This is a genomic window from Brachybacterium avium (assembly GCF_002216795.1).
In the GTDB taxonomy this organism is placed as follows: domain Bacteria; phylum Actinomycetota; class Actinomycetes; order Actinomycetales; family Dermabacteraceae; genus Brachybacterium; species Brachybacterium avium.
In genome coordinates this window covers 750575-767003 of record NZ_CP022316.1, presented here as the reverse complement: position 1 = coordinate 767003, position 16429 = coordinate 750575, and the positions used below count along the sequence as shown (strand labels likewise).

11 protein-coding genes and 1 pseudogene are annotated in these 16429 nt (G+C 71.3%); 9 read left to right on the top strand and 3 right to left on the bottom strand.

Features of this window, described 5'->3' with window-relative positions; all coding sequences use genetic code 11:
* Positions 1-12 precede the first annotated feature (12 nt).
* Both CFK39_RS03440 and CFK39_RS03435 read left to right on the top strand, forming a co-directional pair.
* The gene (locus CFK39_RS03440; RefSeq protein ID WP_089064280.1) at positions 13-1311 is read left to right on the top strand and encodes a globin domain-containing protein; all 1299 of its coding nucleotides are present in this window, start codon (positions 13-15) and stop codon (positions 1309-1311) included.
* 80 nt (positions 1312-1391) lie between these two features.
* On the top strand, positions 1392-2288 hold the full coding sequence (locus CFK39_RS03435; protein ID WP_089064279.1) for a sulfite exporter TauE/SafE family protein: 897 nt from the start codon (positions 1392-1394) through the stop codon (positions 2286-2288).
* A gap of 42 nt (positions 2289-2330) precedes the next feature.
* On the opposite strand, the gene CFK39_RS03430 is transcribed toward CFK39_RS03435, so the two are convergent.
* The 3 genes and pseudogenes from CFK39_RS03430 to CFK39_RS03420 form a co-directional block, all read right to left on the bottom strand.
* Positions 2331-3119 (bottom strand): alpha/beta fold hydrolase, encoded by a 789-nt coding sequence (locus CFK39_RS03430; protein WP_089064278.1) that lies wholly within the window; start codon positions 3117-3119, stop codon positions 2331-2333.
* A gap of 170 nt (positions 3120-3289) precedes the next feature.
* Positions 3290-5516 (bottom strand): annotated as a pseudogene (locus CFK39_RS03425) (NADP-dependent isocitrate dehydrogenase).
* A 144-nt stretch (positions 5517-5660) separates the two neighbouring features.
* On the bottom strand, positions 5661-7001 hold the full coding sequence (locus tag CFK39_RS03420) for a hypothetical protein (RefSeq protein WP_157697045.1): 1341 nt from the start codon (positions 6999-7001) through the stop codon (positions 5661-5663).
* 38 nt (positions 7002-7039) lie between these two features.
* Between CFK39_RS03420 and hisD the strand changes: the two genes are divergently transcribed.
* The 7 genes from hisD (at position 7040) to CFK39_RS03385 (ending at position 16238) form a co-directional block, all read left to right on the top strand.
* Entirely contained in the window at positions 7040-8377 is a 1338-nt protein-coding gene (hisD, locus tag CFK39_RS03415; protein ID WP_089064276.1) for a histidinol dehydrogenase, read from the top strand.
* 288 nt (positions 8378-8665) lie between these two features.
* The gene (locus CFK39_RS03410) at positions 8666-9742 is read left to right on the top strand and encodes a LacI family DNA-binding transcriptional regulator (protein WP_089064275.1); all 1077 of its coding nucleotides are present in this window, start codon (positions 8666-8668) and stop codon (positions 9740-9742) included.
* On the top strand, positions 9739-11031 hold the full coding sequence (locus CFK39_RS03405) for a sugar ABC transporter substrate-binding protein (protein ID WP_089064274.1): 1293 nt from the start codon (positions 9739-9741) through the stop codon (positions 11029-11031). Before CFK39_RS03410 ends, CFK39_RS03405 begins: the two co-directional genes overlap by 4 nt.
* A gap of 1 nt (position 11032) precedes the next feature.
* On the top strand, positions 11033-11989 hold the full coding sequence (locus CFK39_RS03400) for a carbohydrate ABC transporter permease (RefSeq protein WP_089064273.1): 957 nt from the start codon (positions 11033-11035) through the stop codon (positions 11987-11989).
* Positions 11989-12807 (top strand): carbohydrate ABC transporter permease, encoded by an 819-nt coding sequence (locus tag CFK39_RS03395; protein ID WP_089066270.1) that lies wholly within the window; start codon positions 11989-11991, stop codon positions 12805-12807. Before CFK39_RS03400 ends, CFK39_RS03395 begins: the two co-directional genes overlap by 1 nt.
* A gap of 25 nt (positions 12808-12832) precedes the next feature.
* Entirely contained in the window at positions 12833-14383 is a 1551-nt protein-coding gene (locus CFK39_RS03390) for a glucoamylase family protein (protein WP_089064272.1), read from the top strand.
* On the top strand, positions 14370-16238 hold the full coding sequence (locus CFK39_RS03385; protein ID WP_089064271.1) for a glycoside hydrolase family 3 protein: 1869 nt from the start codon (positions 14370-14372) through the stop codon (positions 16236-16238). The genes CFK39_RS03390 and CFK39_RS03385 overlap by 14 nt, the downstream gene beginning before the upstream one ends.
* Positions 16239-16429 lie beyond the last annotated feature (191 nt).

The following is a 16429-nucleotide window of genomic DNA, read 5'->3' as shown; positions in this document are numbered from 1 at the left end:
GAAGGAACCGACGTGACCGTCGATGTCGCTTATGCCCTCCACCCGCAGCTGGACCCGGAGGCCCGGCTCGAACCGGTCCACGAGGAGGCCGTCAGGGCGACCCTCCCGCTGGTCGGTGCGCATATCGAGGAGATCGCCCCGGTCTTCTACCAGCGGATGTTCAGCGCTCATCCGGAGCTGCTGGTCGACACCTTCAACCGGGGCAACCAGGCGCAGGGCGCACAGCAGAAGGCGCTCGCCGCCTCGGTCGCCACTTACGCCACCCTGCTGGTGACCCCGGACGCCCCCAGCCCGCGCGAGATGCTGGGGCGCATCGGCCACAAGCATGCCTCCCTCGGCATCACCGAGGACCAGTACGGGATCGTGCATGAGCACCTGATGGCGGCGATCGTCGAGGTGCTCGGCGCGGAGACCGTCACCGCCGAGATCGCCGCCGCCTGGGATGCGGTCTACTGGCACATGGCGGCCACCCTCATCGACTTCGAGAAGGACCTCTACGCCGCGGCCGAGGTCGCCCCCGGGGACGTGTTCCGGGAAGCGGTCGTCCTCCGCCGCACCCAGGAGAGCTCGACCGTGGCGTCCTATGTGCTCAGCGCCCCGGAGGGCGACGAGCCGCTGCGGGACTTCGTGCCCGGCCAGTACACCACCGTCGGGGTGCGGCTGCCGGACGGCGCCCGACAGCTGCGCCAGTACTCGCTCTCGGACGCCCCGGGAGAGGGCCGCTGGCGGATCACGGTGCGTCGCGTCGATGCCGCGGATCCGGACCCGGCGGGCGAGGTCTCCTCCTGGATCCACGGGAACCTCCGCGCGGGGGACCGGCTGCAGGTCACCCTGCCCTACGGCGACCTCGCGCTGGACACCCGCAGTGAGGACCCGGTGGTGCTGATCTCGAACGGGATCGGTCTCACCCCGATGCTCGGGATGCTGCGCCACCTCGCCGCCACGCAGCCGCACCGCCCGGTGCGCGTGATGCACGCCGACCGGGACGCGGGCGACTCCGCTCATGTCCGCGAGCTGGTGGCGACCGTGTGCGCGCTGCCCGAGGGCGCGGATGCGCGGCTCGGGCTGTGGTTCACCGCGGCGCAGCCCGTCGAGGAGCTCCCCGGGACCGCCACGGGCAGGGTCCGCGTGCATGCGGGGCGGATGGGCCTGCGGGCTGAGCACCTGCCCGAGGAGGCCGAGATCTACCTGTGCGGCTCCTCGGGCTTCCTGCAGAACCTGCGCGGGCAGCTGGAGGAGCTGGCGGCGGATCCGGAGCGGGTGCACGTCGAGCTGTTCGCACCGAACGACTGGCTGCTGCCCGCGGGCTGAACCGGCAGGGTGCGGCGGCTCGCGACCGAGGGACAGGACGCGAGCCGCCGCACGGGCGTTCCTGGGTAGAGTCGACGCTCGTGGAACCCGTCTCGCTGATCGTCCTGCTCGTCATGGGCACCCTCGCCGGAGCCATCAACGCCGCGGTCGGCTCCGGGTCGCTGCTCACCCTCCCGGTGCTGCTGGCCCTCGGCATCCCGCCCGGTGCCGCCGTGCGCACCAACACCATCGGGATCCTCTTCTCGACCTTCGGCTCCGTGTACGGGTACCGCCGCGAGATCGCGGAGGAGAAGGGGAACCTCGGCCCGCTCATGGTGGTCACCGCCCTGTGCGCCACCGGGGGTGCGCTGCTGCTGCTGATCTCTCCCACGGGCGCGCTCGATGTGATCGTGCCGCTGCTGATCGTCTTCGCACTGGGCATGGTCGTCTTCCAGAAGCGCATCACCGCAGCGCTCCGCTCCCATCAGGAACGGCGCGCGGCACGCCGAGCGACCGCGACCACCGCTGCGGCGGAGGGCGGCGCGGCCCTCGCGGACGGCGCTGCGGGCGCGGGGAGCGCTGCGGCGGAGCCCGGGAGTCATGCGGCCGACGAGGTCCCGGCGCGGAGCCCGTACCGCTCGCCGGGCCTGATCGGCGCGATGGGCGCCGCCTCGGTCTACGGCGGCTACTTCACGGCGGCCCAGGGCATCCTCTACCTCGGCGTGCTCGGCACCTTCACCGGGCGGTCGATGCGCTCGGTCAACAGCATCAAGAACCTGCTCAGCCTGATCGTGAACCTCGCCGCCGCGACCGTGTACCTGATCGCGCACTTCGTGCTGGGGGTCGAGATCGTCTGGATCGCGACCGCGGCGATCGCCATCGGCGCCCTGCTCGGCGGATATTTCGGCGCCCACCTCGCCAAGCGGATGCCGGAGTGGCTGCTGCGCGGCATCATCGTCGCCGTCGCCCTGTTCGCACTGGTGCGACAGCTTCTCTGACCGGCCGAGCTCCGCGCGGCGCGGAGAGTGCCCGCCTCCCGCTCAGCGCAGGAACGGCAGCACGTGCTCGAGCACCTCGTCCGGCGGGAACAGGGTGGCGCCGTGATCGCGACCGGGCAATGGCACGAACTCCGCCTCCGCCATCAGCGCGGCCGCCTGCCGCGACTGCTCGAAGCGGGGATGATCCTCGGTGCCCGCCATCCACAGGGCGGGCACCGCGGATCCGGCGAGCACCTCGTCCGGGACCGCCGCGGTCCGGTCCGTGGCCTCCAGCAGGGCCGCGACCGCCAGGGGATCGGCCGCGAGGAAGGCGGTGCGGGTGGCTCGGGCGTGGCGCGAGACGACCTCGGGGCCCAGGCCCTGACCGGCGCAGAACGCCTCCATGCCGCCCTCGCGCACTGCCTCGATCACGCCAGGGAAGAACACCGAGTCCACGACGCCGCGCTGCGCGGAGGCGGAGCCGCCGAGACTGATCAGGTGCGTCACCCGTTCCGAATGGGAGAGCGCGGTGCTCAGCGCCACCCGCGCCCCGAGCGAGTAGCCCAGCAGCGCGGCGCGTGCGATACCCGCGGCGTCGAGGACGGCGAGCAGGTCGGCGACGAAGGTCTGCTGGGTGAAGGCCGACGCCTCATGGGGCGCTCCCGACATGCCGTGCCCGCGCAGATCGACCCGGACCACCGTGTGCTCGGCCGAGAGCGGCTCGAGATAGCCCAGCCCGCGCCAGATCGCTCGGGAGAGGACCGAGCCGTGCAGCAGCACCAGCGCGGGTCCTGAGCCCGAGACGTCGTAGCGCAGCTCGATCTCGTCGACAGGGGAGGGGATGACGGGCACGACGAGCCTTCCATGGGTGGGCCGGAATAGGTGCTCCTGCGTGCTGTCGAGTATGCGGCAGCGCCGACGCCGGCCCGGTCCGCACGGGGCGGTCCGGGCCGGCGTCGGCGCTGCGCGGCGGGGAAGGGACGGCTTTCGGCCGGTTTCCCCGGCTCAGGGCTGCGGCAGGCTCACAGCGCGGCCGAGATCTCCTGCAGGATCCGATTGAAGGTGACCGACGGGCGCATCACCGCGGCGGTCTTCTCCAGGTCCGGGCGGTAGTAGCCGCCGATGTCCGCGGGCTTGCCCTGGACCGCCAGCAGCTCCTCGGCGATGGTCTGCTCGCCGTCGGTGAGCTCCTTGGCGATCGGGCCGAAAGCGGTGGCGAGCTCGGAGTCCTCGCTCTGGGCGGCCAGCTCCTGCGCCCAGTACAGGGCCAGGTAGAAGTGGCTGCCGCGGTTGTCGATGCTGCCGAGCTTGCGCTGCGGGGACCTGCCCTCGTTCAGCAGCGTCTCGGTGGCGCGATCCAGCGCATCGGCGAGCACGGCGGCGCGGGCGTTGTCCGCGGTGCGCGCCAGGTGGCGCAGCGACTCGGCCAGCGCCAGGAACTCGCCGAGGGAGTCCCAGCGCAGGTAGTCCTCCTCGATGAGCTGCTGGACATGCTTGGGGGCGGAGCCGCCGGCACCGGTCTCGAACAGGCCGCCGCCGTTCATCAGTGGCACCACCGAGAGCATCTTGGCGCTGGTGCCCAGCTCCAGGATCGGGAACAGGTCGGTGAGGTAGTCGCGCAACACGTTGCCGGTCACCGAGATGGTGTCCTCGCCGCGCCGCACCCGCTCCAGGGTGTGACGGGTGGCGTCCACCGGCGACATGATGCGGATGTCGAGACCCTCGGTGTCCTCCACCGCCAGGTACTCCTGGGCCTTCGCGATGAGGTTGCGGTCATGGGCGCGGGACTCGTCGAGCCAGAACACCGCGGGCATCCCGGACTCGCGTGAACGACGCACCGCCAGCTGCACCCAGTCACGGATCGGGGCATCCTTGGCCTGGCAGACGCGGAAGACGTCCCCGGTGGCGACCTCTTGGGTCATCAGGGCGGCACCGGCGGCGTCGCGCACCTCGACCCGGCCGTCGGCCTGGATCTCGAAGGTCTTGTCGTGGGAGCCGTACTCCTCGGCCTTCTGCGCCATCAGGCCCACGTTCGGGACTGTGCCCATGGTGGTGGGGTCGAAGGCGCCGTGGGTCTGGCAGTCCTCGACGGTCGCGGCGTAGACGCCGGCGTAGGAGGAGTCGGGGATGACCGCCAGGGTGTCCTGCTCGGCGTCGTCCTGGTTCCACATCTTGCCGCCGCCGCGGATCATCGCCGGCATCGAGGCGTCGATGATGACATCGGAGGGGACGTGGAGGTTGGTGATGCCCTTGTGGGAGTTGACCATCGCCAGGTCGGGTCCGGCTGCCAGGTCCTTCTCGATGGCGGCCTTGACCCCGTCGCGCACAGTGGCGTCGAGATCCTCGACCCCGGCCAGAATCCCGCCGAGGCCGTTGTCGGGGACAGCCCCGCTGCGGCCAGCTGCTCGCCGAACTCGGAGAACACGGTCGGGAAGAAGGCGCGCACGGCGTGGCCGAACAGGATCGGGTCGGAGACCTTCATCATGGTGGCCTTCAGGTGCAGGGAGAACAGCACGCCCTGTTCCTTCGCGGCGGCGATCTGCTCACGCAGGAAGGTCTCCAGCGCCGCAGCGCGCATCACGGTGGAGTCGACCACCTCTCCGGCGAGCACCGGGATCGACGGCTTGAGCACGGTCTCGGTGCCGTCGGCGGCGACGTGCACGATCGACAGGGTGTCCTCGGCCTCCAGGACCACGGACTGCTCGTTGTCACGGAAGTCGTCGGCGGCCATGGTGGCGACCGTCGTCTTGGAATCCTGGCTCCACTCGCCCATGCGGTGGGGATGGGCCTTGGCGAAGTTCTTCACCGCGGCGGGGGCGCGGCGGTCGGAATTGCCCTCTCGCAGCACCGGGTTCACCGCGGAGCCCTTGATCGAGTCGTAGCGGGCGCGGATGTCCTTCTCCTGCGCGGTGGAGGGGAGTCGGGGTAGTCCGGCAGCGCGATCCCCTGGGCCTGCAGCTCGGCCACGGCGGCCTTCAGCTGGGGCACCGAGGCAGAGATGTTGGGCAGCTTGATGATGTTGGCCTCAGGGGACTTCGCCAGCTCGCCCAGCTCAGCCAGCGCATCGGATTCGCGCTGGTCCTCGGGCAGCAGGTCGGAGAACGCCGCGACGATCCGACCGGCCAGGGAGATGTCACGGGTGGTGACCTCGATCCCGGCGGTATCCGAGAAGGCATCGAGGATCGGCAGGAACGATGCGGTCGCCAGCATCGGCGCCTCGTCGGTGTGGGTGTAGATGATGCGCGCCATGTGTCGCGTGCTCCCTCAGGTCGATGCGGAATTTGTCTTGACGTCAAGACTAATCGAGGAGCGGGCGCTGTCCCACCCCTCGATCCGAACGGCACCACGGTACGTGAGAAGCCCCTCGCGCGTCCTCTGATGCCGAGCCGGGCCTCACTCCTGCGGCTGCTCGTCGACGACCTCGACGCTCCAGGGGTCCGAGAGCACGAGCCGGGTGACGCTGTCCTCGTCCACGGTCACGGCGAAAGCGTGCGCCCGGTACTCGCCGGGGCGCAGAGCAGGGGGACCGCAGGCCTCGCGGGTGGTCCATGCCCGGGCAGTCCGCGTCACCCCGTCCTGGTCGATCCACTGCAGGGCGATCCGGGGAGTGTTGCGTGCCCCCGCGACGACCGTCCCGGTGCCCGGATGTGTCAGCACCACGCCCTGCAGCAGCGCCCGGGTGCCGAGGTCCGGCGAGGTGACCGTCACCCGGGCGCTCACCGCGACGCCGAGCTCGTCCTCCGGCACCCGCGTGGAGACCCGGGTGGTGGGATCGGCGACCTGCACGGCCAGCTCGTCCCCTTCGCCCAACGGCGCGAGCCTCGCCCCGCACTGCAACGGGGAGAGATCCACGGGGACCTCTCCCGATGGGGCGCTCACCGCGCCGGGCACCACCTCGACGGCCCCGCCGACCACGTCCACCAGCACGTCCCCGTCCGCGCTCCAGCCGGCGTCGGCCTCACCGCGGCCGGGGCCGTCGAGGCCGCCACCGCTGAGCCGCAGCAGGAACTGCCCGTCCGGCAGCGGGGAGTCGTCGCAGGTCCCCAGCGTCAGGCGGGCGGTGACCGCCGAGGGCGCCGGGCCGTCCCCGGAGACCTCGACCCGCTCACGGACCACGATCGGCGGGACCGGCGCGCCGGCGACCCCGAGCTCCCCGTCGAAGCCCGGAGCCGGGACGCCCCGGTTCTCCGGATCGGCGGGCACCAGCACCCCCACCGGCGCGAAGCCCCGGTAGTGATGATCCGGTTCCAGGTGGAAGGGCCCGGTGACCTCCAGGACGTTGCCGTCGGCCCGCACCGTCCGCGGAGTCAGCGTCCCACCCGCGGTCGACTCCACCGGCGGCGCGCCGTCGCCGGGCCGGCACAGCCAGGAGGGATCGACCGGCATGCTCTCGGCGGCGGCCACCGCAGCGGGGTCCATCGGCTCTCCGACGGCGGGGGAGGAGGTCTCGGCCTCGCTCCCGGGCAGACCGGGGATCGCGTCGCAGGCGCCGAGGGAGAGCGCCAGCACCACCGAGGCCAGTGAGGCGCCCGTGCGGCGGATACGGCGAAGACGGCGCGAGGCAGCCACGTGCTCCCTGTCCCCGTTGTCGATCATCTCGTCCCCTGGTCTGCTCGCGATCCTTCCCCCGGTGCCGAGAGCGGTGATGCCGCTCGCGACCCCCGGGATGAACGTACCGGAGCAGGCGACGCGCCGTCGCGAACCTGCCCGCAGGCCCTTCCACGGCGTGGGCACGGCGCACCTCCGGGACGAGGCGCTCCTAGACTGCCCCCATGCCTGCTTCCGCCCCCTTCCTCGCCGTGACCGATCTGCGCACGCGGACCCTCACCCCCGCCGAGCTCACGGCTGCGCTGCCGCGCGCCGAGCTGGACGTCGAGGCCGCGGCCACCGCCGTGAGGCCCGTGGTCGAGGACGTCGCCGCCCGCGGCGCGGAGGCCGTGCTCGAGGCCTCCGAGCGCTTCGACGGGATCCGGCCCGAGCATCTGCGGGTCCCGCAGGCCGAGCTGCAGCGTGCGCTCGAGGAGCTCGATCCCGCGATCCGTTCCGCGCTCGAGGAGTCGGCCGAGCGGGTGCGCCGGGTCGATACCGCCCAGGCCCGCCCCGCCCAGAGCGTCGAGGTGGTGCCCGGCGGCACCGTCACCCAGCGCTGGGTGCCCGTGGCCCGGGTGGGGCTCTACGTCCCCGGCGGCCGCGCCGTGCTGCCCAGCTCCGTGGTGATGAACGTAGTCCCCGCCCAGGTCGCCGGCGTCCAGCAGATCGTCCTCGCCTCCCCGCCGCAGAAGGAGTTCGGCGGGCTGCCGCACCCCACGATCATGGCGGCCTGTGCGCTGCTCGGGGTCACCGAGGTGATCGCCGCCGGCGGTGCGCAGGCGATCGCGCTGCTGGCCCACGGCGCCGATGACCTCGGCGACGGTGCGGCACTGGAGAGCGTGGACCTGGTCACCGGGCCGGGCAACGTCTATGTCGCCGCCGCCAAGCGCCTGGTGCGCGGCACGGTGGGGATCGACGCCGAGGCCGGGCCCACCGAGATCGCGATCCTCGCCGACGGCGCCGCCGACCCCGCCTACGTCGCCGCAGACCTGATCTCCCAGGCCGAGCACGATCCGCTGGCCGCGAGCGTGCTGGTCACCGAGTCCCCGGAACTCGCCGCAGCGGTCGAGGCCGAGCTCGCGGTGCAGGTGCCGCAAGCCCTGCATCGCGAACGCATCGAGCAGGCGCTGCGCGGTCAGCAGAGCGGCATCGTGCTGGTCACGGATCTCGACCAGGGGCTCGCGGTCGTCGATGCCTATGGCGCCGAGCACCTCGAGATCCAGACCGCCGACGCCGCCGAGGTCGCCGCGCGCGTTACCAATGCCGGCGCAGTCTTCGTCGGTCCCCACAGCCCGGTGAGCCTCGGCGACTACGCCGCCGGCTCCAACCACGTCCTGCCCACCGGCGGCACCTCGCGCTTCACCGGCGGCCTGGGCGTGCAGACCTTCCTGCGCGGCATCCATGTCGTCCACTACGACCGGGACGCGCTCGCCGGGGCCCGCACGGCGGCGACCACGCTCGCCGCCGCCGAGGGGCTGCCCGCCCACGGCGCCGCGATCGACCTGCGCTTCGAGCGCTGACCGGGGAGCACACCCCTCCGGCGTGACGGCTGCCCCCTCGGCTGTGCAGGCAGAAGGCCCCGTCCTGTGGCGGGGGTCGACTGCCATGCGGGAGTGATGTCCGTCGGGGCCTGATCGCCGCGCACGGCGAACCGTCACAGAGGACTTCGGGGCGGCATCAGTCGTCCGACGAGACTTGCGCCACATGAATGGAAGCGCTTACGATGACGCCGTCACTGTAAGCGCTTCCATCCCTCTCGCGGGATGCGGGCACCCAAGACCGCAGCTCGAGGACGAGGAGGACGGTCCATGACCTCGAACGTCAACCCCGCGCCCAGCGCCACCATCTACGAGGTCGCCGCCCGCGCCGGCGTCTCCATCGCCACCGTCAGCCGGACCTTCGCGGGCAACGGCAGCGTCGCGCCCCACACCCGGGAAGCCGTGCTCGCCGCAGCACAGGAGCTCCGCTACGTCCCGGCCGCAGCCGCCCGCGCCCTGGCCGTCCGTCGCAGCAAGGCGCTCGGCGTGGTCCTGCCGCACATCGCCGGCCCCTACTACGCCGAGCTGCTGGTCGGCTTCGAGCTCGCGGCCTCGCAGCTCGGCCTCTCGGTCGTGCTCACCCTGGTCGCGCCGAACGATCGCCGGGGGGCGTCCGTGCAGGAGCTGCTGGGTCGGGTCGACGGCGTCGCGTTCATGGCCCGCAGCGGCGCCGACGACGACACGGTGGGCCAGGTCGCGGCGGCCCGCCCGACGGTCACGGTCGCCCGCCGACGCGTCTTCGACGCCGATGCCTTCTTCGCGGAGAACCGGGCGACCGCCCGCCAGTTGACCGAGCACCTCCTCGCCCACGGCCGCCGCCGCATCGGATTCGTCGGCCTCGCCGAGGGCGGATCCGACATCGGCCGTCGCCACCGCGGTTACCTCGACGCCCTCGAGGAGGCCGGCCTCGGTCCCGCACTGCACCTGAGCGTAGATCCGGTCGAGGATGCCGGGTTCGCTGTCGCCGAGCAGCTCCTGGCGGACGGAGAGCTCCACGAGCTCGATGCCCTGGTGTGCGGCAACGACGAGCTCGCGATCGCGATCATCGCGCGGCTCAGCGCCGCCGGGGTGCGCGTGCCGGACGACCTCGCGGTCACCGGATGGGACGACACCCGCACCGCCCGCTATCTCGCCCCGAGCCTGACCACGGTGCGGCAGGACGTCTCCGCGCTCGGCCGCCTCGCCGCCCACCGGCTCGCCGCGCGGATCGACGGCGACCCGGTCCAGGATCCCGTCACGGTCGACTCCGCCCTCGTGCTGCGTGCCTCCTGCGGATGCCCTCCCGTGCCGGCCCTACCCTCTCCGCCCGTCCCCGCTTCCGCACCCTCACCCAAGGAGTCATCATGAACATCACCCCGCGACCCACCCGCCGCACTGTCACCGGACTCGGCGCCGCCGCCGCGCTCGGCGTCCTGGCCGGCTGCGGCCGCCCCGACGAGGAGGAGGGCGGTGCCGCCGCTCCCGCCGAGCCGATCGACGAGGGCCCGGCCACCGGTTCCCTGACCCTCTGGGCGATGGGCGCCGAGGGCGAGGCGCTGCCGGAGCTGCTGAAGGGCTTCGAGGAGGACAACCCCGACGTCACCGTCGAGGTCACCCCGCTGCCCTGGGACAGCGCCCACGACAAGTTCACCTCGGCGATCGCCGCCGGCACCGCACCCGACGTCGCCCAGGTCGGCTCGACCTGGATGGCCGAGTTCGTGAGCCTGGGCGCCCTGGAGCCCACTCCGGACTCGATCGCCACCGACGACTACTTCCCCGGCGCGCTCGAGTCCGTGACCGTGGATGACACCGTCCACGGGGTCCCGTGGTACGTCGAGACCCGGCTCGTGTTCTACCGCAAAGACATCGCCGAGTCCCTCGGCATCACCGAACCGCCCACCGACTGGGAGGGGCTGCTCGAGATGGCACGCACCATGCAGGGCGGGCCGGACGGGCAGTGGGGCATCGCCCTGCAGCCCGGTGGGAACGGGTCCTGGCAGACCGTGCTCCCGTTCTGCTGGTCCAACGGCGGGGATGTCGTCTCCGAGGACAGCTCGGAGTTCACCTTCGTCTCCTCCGAGAACGAGGAGGCGCTGGCCTACTACCAGTCCTACTTCACCGACGGGATCGCAGACCCTGCCCCCGCTGAGGGCACCACCGAGCAGGACTTCGTCTCCGGCGCGGTCCCGATGTTCATCTCCGGGCCGTGGATGATGGCCGCCGTCGAGGGCGTGGGCGGTGAGGGCTTCGCCGAGAAGTACGGCGTGTTCGTCATGCCCGAGAAGGAGACCAGCACGAGCTTCCTGGGCGGGGCGAACATCGGCGTCTTCCAGGGCAGCCAGAACCGTGATGGTGCCTGGAAGCTCGTCGAGTATCTCTCGCGTCCCGAGGTGCAGGTGGAATGGTTCTCGATCGTCTCCGCGATGCCCAGCCTGCAGGCCGCCTGGGAGGACGACTCGGTCGCCTCGAACGAGAAGTTCGAGGCCTTCCACACCCAGCTGCAGTCCGCCTTCGCCCCGCCCACCATCGCCACCTGGGAGCAGGTCGCCGCGAAGTTCGATGCTCAGATCGAGCAGGTGTGCAAGCAGGACCTCGCCCCCGCCGACGCGCTGGAGGCCGTCCAGTCCGAGGCACAGGGCATCGGGACCGGGGCCTGAGATGAGTGCCGCACCGCTGACCGCCTCCGATACCGGGCCCTCCCCGGGCCACAGCGCGGGTTCCGGCCGTCGCCGGAGGGGCCGGCGCGCTGCGGCGGAGGCACGCGCCGGGATCCTGCTCTCGCTGCCCTTCGTCGTGCTGTTCACGGTGTTCATCGCCTGGCCCGTGCTGCAGTCGATGTTCATGTCCTTCACCGATATGCGCATCAGCGACATCCGCTCGCCGTTCTCGGTGAACTTCGTGGGCCTGGAGAACTACCTCACCGCCTTCGAGGACCCGGTCTTCCGCCGGGCCGCGCTGAACACCGGCGGGTTCGTGCTGATCGGCGTGCCGCTGACCATCATCGCCGGGCTCGCCGCCGCGCTCGCCCTGAATCAGGGCGTGAACCGCCTGCGCGGTCTGTTCCGCATGGGCTTCTACACCCCCGTGGTCACCTCGATCGTGGCGGTCGCGGTGGTCTGGCGGTTCCTGCTGCGACCCGATAACGGGCTGGTGAACACCGTGCTCGGCTGGGTCGGGATCGACGGTCCGAACTGGCTGGGCGATGAGCGCACCGCGCTGCTGTCGCTGATCGTGATGGCGGTCTGGCGCAACTTCGGCACCTCGATGGTGATCTTCCTGGCCGGTCTGCAGGCCGTGGACCGCGGGCTGCACGAGGCCGCCGCGCTCGACGGGGCCTCCACCTGGCAGCGCTTCTGGCACGTCACCCTGCCCGCGATCCGGCCGACGATGCTGTTCGTCATGGTCACCACCTCGATCGGCTACCTGCAGTTCTTCGAGGAGCCCTTCGTGATGACCCAGGGCGGGCCGCTGAACGCCACGATCTCCGCCTCCATGTACACGTACAACCAGTTCGGCTTCGGCAACTACGGGGTCGCCGGCGCGATGGCCTATCTGACGTTCATCGTCATCGGCATCGTCACCCTCGCGCAGTTCCGTCTGATGAGGGAGAAGTGATGATCGACCGTCGCCGACCCGTCCTGACCTACATCGTGCTGACCGCGTTCCTGCTGCTGGTGATCACCCCCTTCGTGTGGATGCTGCTGGGCAGCGTGAAGACCCAGGGCGAGCTGCTGCGAGTGCCCCCGACCTGGCTCCCCGAGGACCCCACCTGGGACAACTTCCGCCGCCTCTTCGAGCGGCCCTTCGGCCGCTACTTCCAGAACTCCGCCGTGGTCGCGATCGCGGTCACGGCCGGGAACCTCTTCTTCTCCTCGATGTTCGGCTACGCGCTCGCGCACCTGCGCTTCCCCTTCCAGCGCGTGCTGTTCCTCCTGGTGCTGGGCTGTCTGATGATCCCGGGCCTGGTCACGTTCATCCCGCAGTACGTCCTGATCGTGAACCTGGGCCTGGCCAACACCATCCCCGCACTGATCCTGCCGTTCCTGGTCCAGCCCTTCAGCGTCTTCCTCATGCGGCAGTTCTTCCTGGGACTGCCGCGGGAGCTGCTGGAGGCCGGGCGGATCGACGGGGTCGGCGAGATCGCGATCTTCTTCCGGATCTACCTGCCGCTGGCGGGGCCTGCCTTCGCCACCCTCGGCATCCTCACCTTCCTCGGCTCCTGGAACAACTTCCTGTGGCCGCTGGTCGTCTCCTCCAGCGAGTCGACCTACACCCTGCCGGTCGCTCTCGCCCTGATCTCGACCGGTCAGAACCAGACGGACTACGGGCTGCTCCTGGCCGGGGCCACGCTCGTCGTCCTGCCGATCCTCGTCGTCTTCCTGTTCTTCCAGCGCTACTTCATCCAGGGCATCGCCACCAGCGGCATCAAGTGACCCCCGACCGCCTCGAGGAGGCCTCGTGAACACCTTCGACCGACGCACCCTGCTCACCGTCCCCCTGCTCGGCGCTGGCGCGCTCGCCAGCACCGCGGCCGCGCCGTCGGGCCGTCTCGCGCCGTCGGCCGGCCCCTCCGGACCTTCTCGGCCCGCGGGCCGAGGCGAGGAGGCGCTGCTGCGCCGCTGGGCCGCGGATACCTGGCACAGCCTGGACGCGATGACCGTCGCGGGAACCGGGCTGATCTCCGACAACATCGGCGCCGACCTCACCGGGCACTCCCGCCACACCTCGCCGACCAACATCGGCGGCTCCCTGTGGTCCGTCCTGATCGCCCGCGAGCTGGGGTTGCTCACCCCCGGGCATGCCCGCAACCGCATCTCCCGCACCCTGGACTCCCTGGAGCAGATGGAGCATCACGAGCCCTCGGGCATGTTCTTCAACTGGTATGACGAGAAAGACGGCTCGGTGCTGCGCTCCTGGCCCGGCACTGGTGATCCGGTGGTCCCCTTCGTCTCGAGCGTCGACATGGGCTGGCTCGGCGCCGCACTGCACGTCGTGGCGCAGGCGGATCCCTCCAATCGCCGCCGCGCCCGCCGGCTCTTCGACGCGATGCGCTGGGACGTGTTCTTCGACCGGGAGGTCGATGCCCAGCCGGGACAGACCATCGGCGGCTTCTGGGTGGAGGACCCGGGCCGCGACGGGGTCGAGCTGCTACCCCTGTTCAACGACATCCCCGGCGCCGATGTCTGGTACCACAGCGAGCACCACTACGACACCGCCGTCTCCGAGGCCCGCATGGTCACCTACCTGGGGATCATGACCGGCCAGATCCCTGCGGGCGCCTACTTCACGACCTACCGCACCTTCCCGCCGGAGTGGACCTGGCCCGAGATGGCGCCGGTCGGGGACTGGACGCAGTACGAGGGGGTGCGCGTCTTCGAGGGTGCGCACACCTATCGCGGGATGGAGATCGTGCCCGGCTGGGGCGGCTCCATGTTCGAGGAACTGATGCCGGATCTGTTCGTGCCCGAGGCGGCCTGGGGGCCGAACAGTTGGGGGAGGAACCATCCCCTGCACGTGCGGGCCCAGCGCGAGCACGGGCTGGACGAGGCCGGGTACGGGTACTGGGGCTTCTCGCCCTGCTCCGACCCGCACGCCGAGTATCGCGAGTACGGGGTCGATGCCCTCGGTCTGAACCCCACCGGCTACTTCTCCGACGCGGCAGGCACTGACTGGCATCAAGGAGAGACCTACCCGCAGGGGCTGGACGGAGTGGTCACCCCGCACGCCGGGGCACTCGCGCTGCAGTACGAGCGCGATTCCTCGATCGAGAACCTCTGCCGGATCGAGACCGAGCTGGGCGCCTACGGCCCCGGCGGCTTCCACGACGCGGTGGCCGTGGGCTCGGGGGTCATCGCCCGCCGCCACCTGTCCCTGGACCAGTCGATGATCCTCGGCGCGCTCGGCAATGTGCTGCTGGACGAACAGCTGCACGAATGGTTCGCGACCGACGACGTGGCCGCGCAGCTGCGCCCGGTGATCGAGCAGGAGGTCTTCCATGCCCACGGCTGATCGCTCCCGTCCCCGGCTCGTCGAATCGGTCGACGGCACCCGCTACCGGGACCTGAACGGCAACGGACGGATGGACCCCTTCGAGGATCCGCGCCGCAGCCCTGAGGAGCGCACCGAGGACCTGCTGGGCAGGCTCTCCCTCGCCGAGCAGGTCGGGCTCATGTTCCACACCGTGATCGAGACCGGGCCGGACGGCACGCTGCTGGACGGTCCCGGCGCGATCTCCAAGTCCGGCACCGAGGAGGTGGTGCTGGGCAAGCACATGACGCACTTCAACGTGCACGGACTGGAGAGCGCCGGCGCCGCCGCCCGCTGGCACAACCGTCTCCAGGAGCTCGCCGAGCGGACCCCGCACGGCATCCCGGTCACGATCTCCACCGATCCCCGGCACGGCGGAGCGCAGAACGCCGGCACCTCCTGGGTGACCTCGTTCTTCTCCCTATGGCCGGAGCCGCTGGGCCTGGGCGCCCTCGCCGATCCCGCGCTGGTGCGCGAGTGGGCGATGACGGCGCGCCGCGAGTACACCGCCGTCGGCATCCGAGCGGCGCTGCACCCCGTCGCGGACCTCGCCACCGAACCGCGCTGGGCGCGGCAGCGAGAATGCTTCGGCCAGAACCCGCAGCTGGTGGCCCGCCTGGTCACTGCCGCCCTCGCAGGTCTGCGCGGGAAGCAGGATGAGCTCTCGGTGCAGTCCACGGTCAAGCACTTCCCGGGCGCCGGCCCGCAGAAGGACGGCGAGGACGCCCATTTCCCGTACGGCCGGGACCAGATCTACCCGGGAGGGCGGTTCGAGGACCACCTCCTGCCCTTCCGGGTGGCCATCGAGGAGGGGGCCGACGCGATCATGCCGTACTACGGCCGCCCCCTCGGGCTCGAGATCGACGGCGAGGCGATCGAGGAGGTCGGCTTCGGCTTCAACCGGCAGGTCCTCACCGGCCTGCTCCGGGAGCAGCTCGGCTTCGACGGAGTGATCGTCAGCGACTGGGAGCTGGTCAACGACAACCACGTCGGCGAGCAGGTGCTCCCGGCCCGCGCCTGGGGCGTCGAGGAGCTCACCCCCTCCCAGCGCATGCAGCGCATCCTCGAGGCCGGAGCGGACCAGTTCGGCGGCGAGGAGTGCACCGAACTGCTGCTGGACCTCGTTCGCGAGGGGCAGGTGAGCGAGCAGCGGGTCACCGCCTCCGCCCGGCGGCTACTGCTTGTGAAGTTCCGCCTCGGACTGTTCGATGACCCCTATGTCGACGAGTCCGCGGCCGACGCCCTGGTGGGCACCGAGGAGGCCTGCCGCCGGGGCCACGCGGCCCAGGCGAGCAGCGTCGTCGTCCTGCACGACGACGGCGCCGTGCTGCCCCTGCTCAGCGACGGTGCCGGCCCGCGGATCTATGCCGAGGGCCTGCCCGATGGGGTCGTGGCGTCGCTGGGGGAGCAGGTCGCGACCCCGGCGGAGGCCGATGTCGCGCTGCTGCGGATCGGCGCGCCCTTCCAGCCGCGCGACGACCTCTTCCTCGAGGCCTGGTTCCATCAGGGGGATCTCGAGTTTCCGCCCGGGTTCGCGCACCGGCTGGCCCGGATCCGGGCGGCCTGCCCGCTGATCCTCGACGTGGACCTGGATCGGGCCGCGGTGCTCACCGGCATCGTCGAGCACTGCGACGCGCTCACCGGCAGCTTCGGCGTCTCGGGCGCAGCCTGGATCGATGCGATCACGGGCGTGATCCCGGCGCGGGGACGGCTGCCGATCGAGCTGCCGCGATCGATGGCGGCGGTGCGGGTCGCCCCTGAGGACGTGCCCGGGGGGACTGCAGACCCGCTGTACCCGTGCGGGCACGGGGTGCAGCTCGGCTCAGCCGGCCGCTGAGAGTGAGCGGCGGCCGGGTACGAGAGGTGTCGCCGGGCACGAGAGGTAGCGCTGGAGAGCACACTCTTCTTATATGGGGAGATCATGCTCCAAGGTGCCACCTACTGTCGAGTAACTACCCGGTGCGTCCCGCACGCCCCGCCCGTCCTCTCGGGAGTCCGTCTTGGAGGTGCGGTGCGGTGTGGTGCGGT

Excerpts from the sequence above, each read along its gene's own strand:
- hisD (WP_089064276.1), top strand. The coding sequence starts at position 7,040 with ATGCCTGCTTCCGCCCCCTTCCTCGCCGTGACCGATCTGCGCACGCGG.
- CFK39_RS03410 (WP_089064275.1), top strand. The coding sequence starts at position 8,666 with ATGACCTCGAACGTCAACCCCGCGCCCAGCGCCACCATCTACGAGGTC.
- CFK39_RS03405 (WP_089064274.1), top strand. The coding sequence starts at position 9,739 with ATGAACATCACCCCGCGACCCACCCGCCGCACTGTCACCGGACTCGGC.
- CFK39_RS03400 (WP_089064273.1), top strand. The coding sequence starts at position 11,033 with ATGAGTGCCGCACCGCTGACCGCCTCCGATACCGGGCCCTCCCCGGGC.
- CFK39_RS03395 (WP_089066270.1), top strand. The coding sequence starts at position 11,989 with ATGATCGACCGTCGCCGACCCGTCCTGACCTACATCGTGCTGACCGCG.
- CFK39_RS03385 (WP_089064271.1), top strand. The coding sequence starts at position 14,370 with ATGCCCACGGCTGATCGCTCCCGTCCCCGGCTCGTCGAATCGGTCGAC.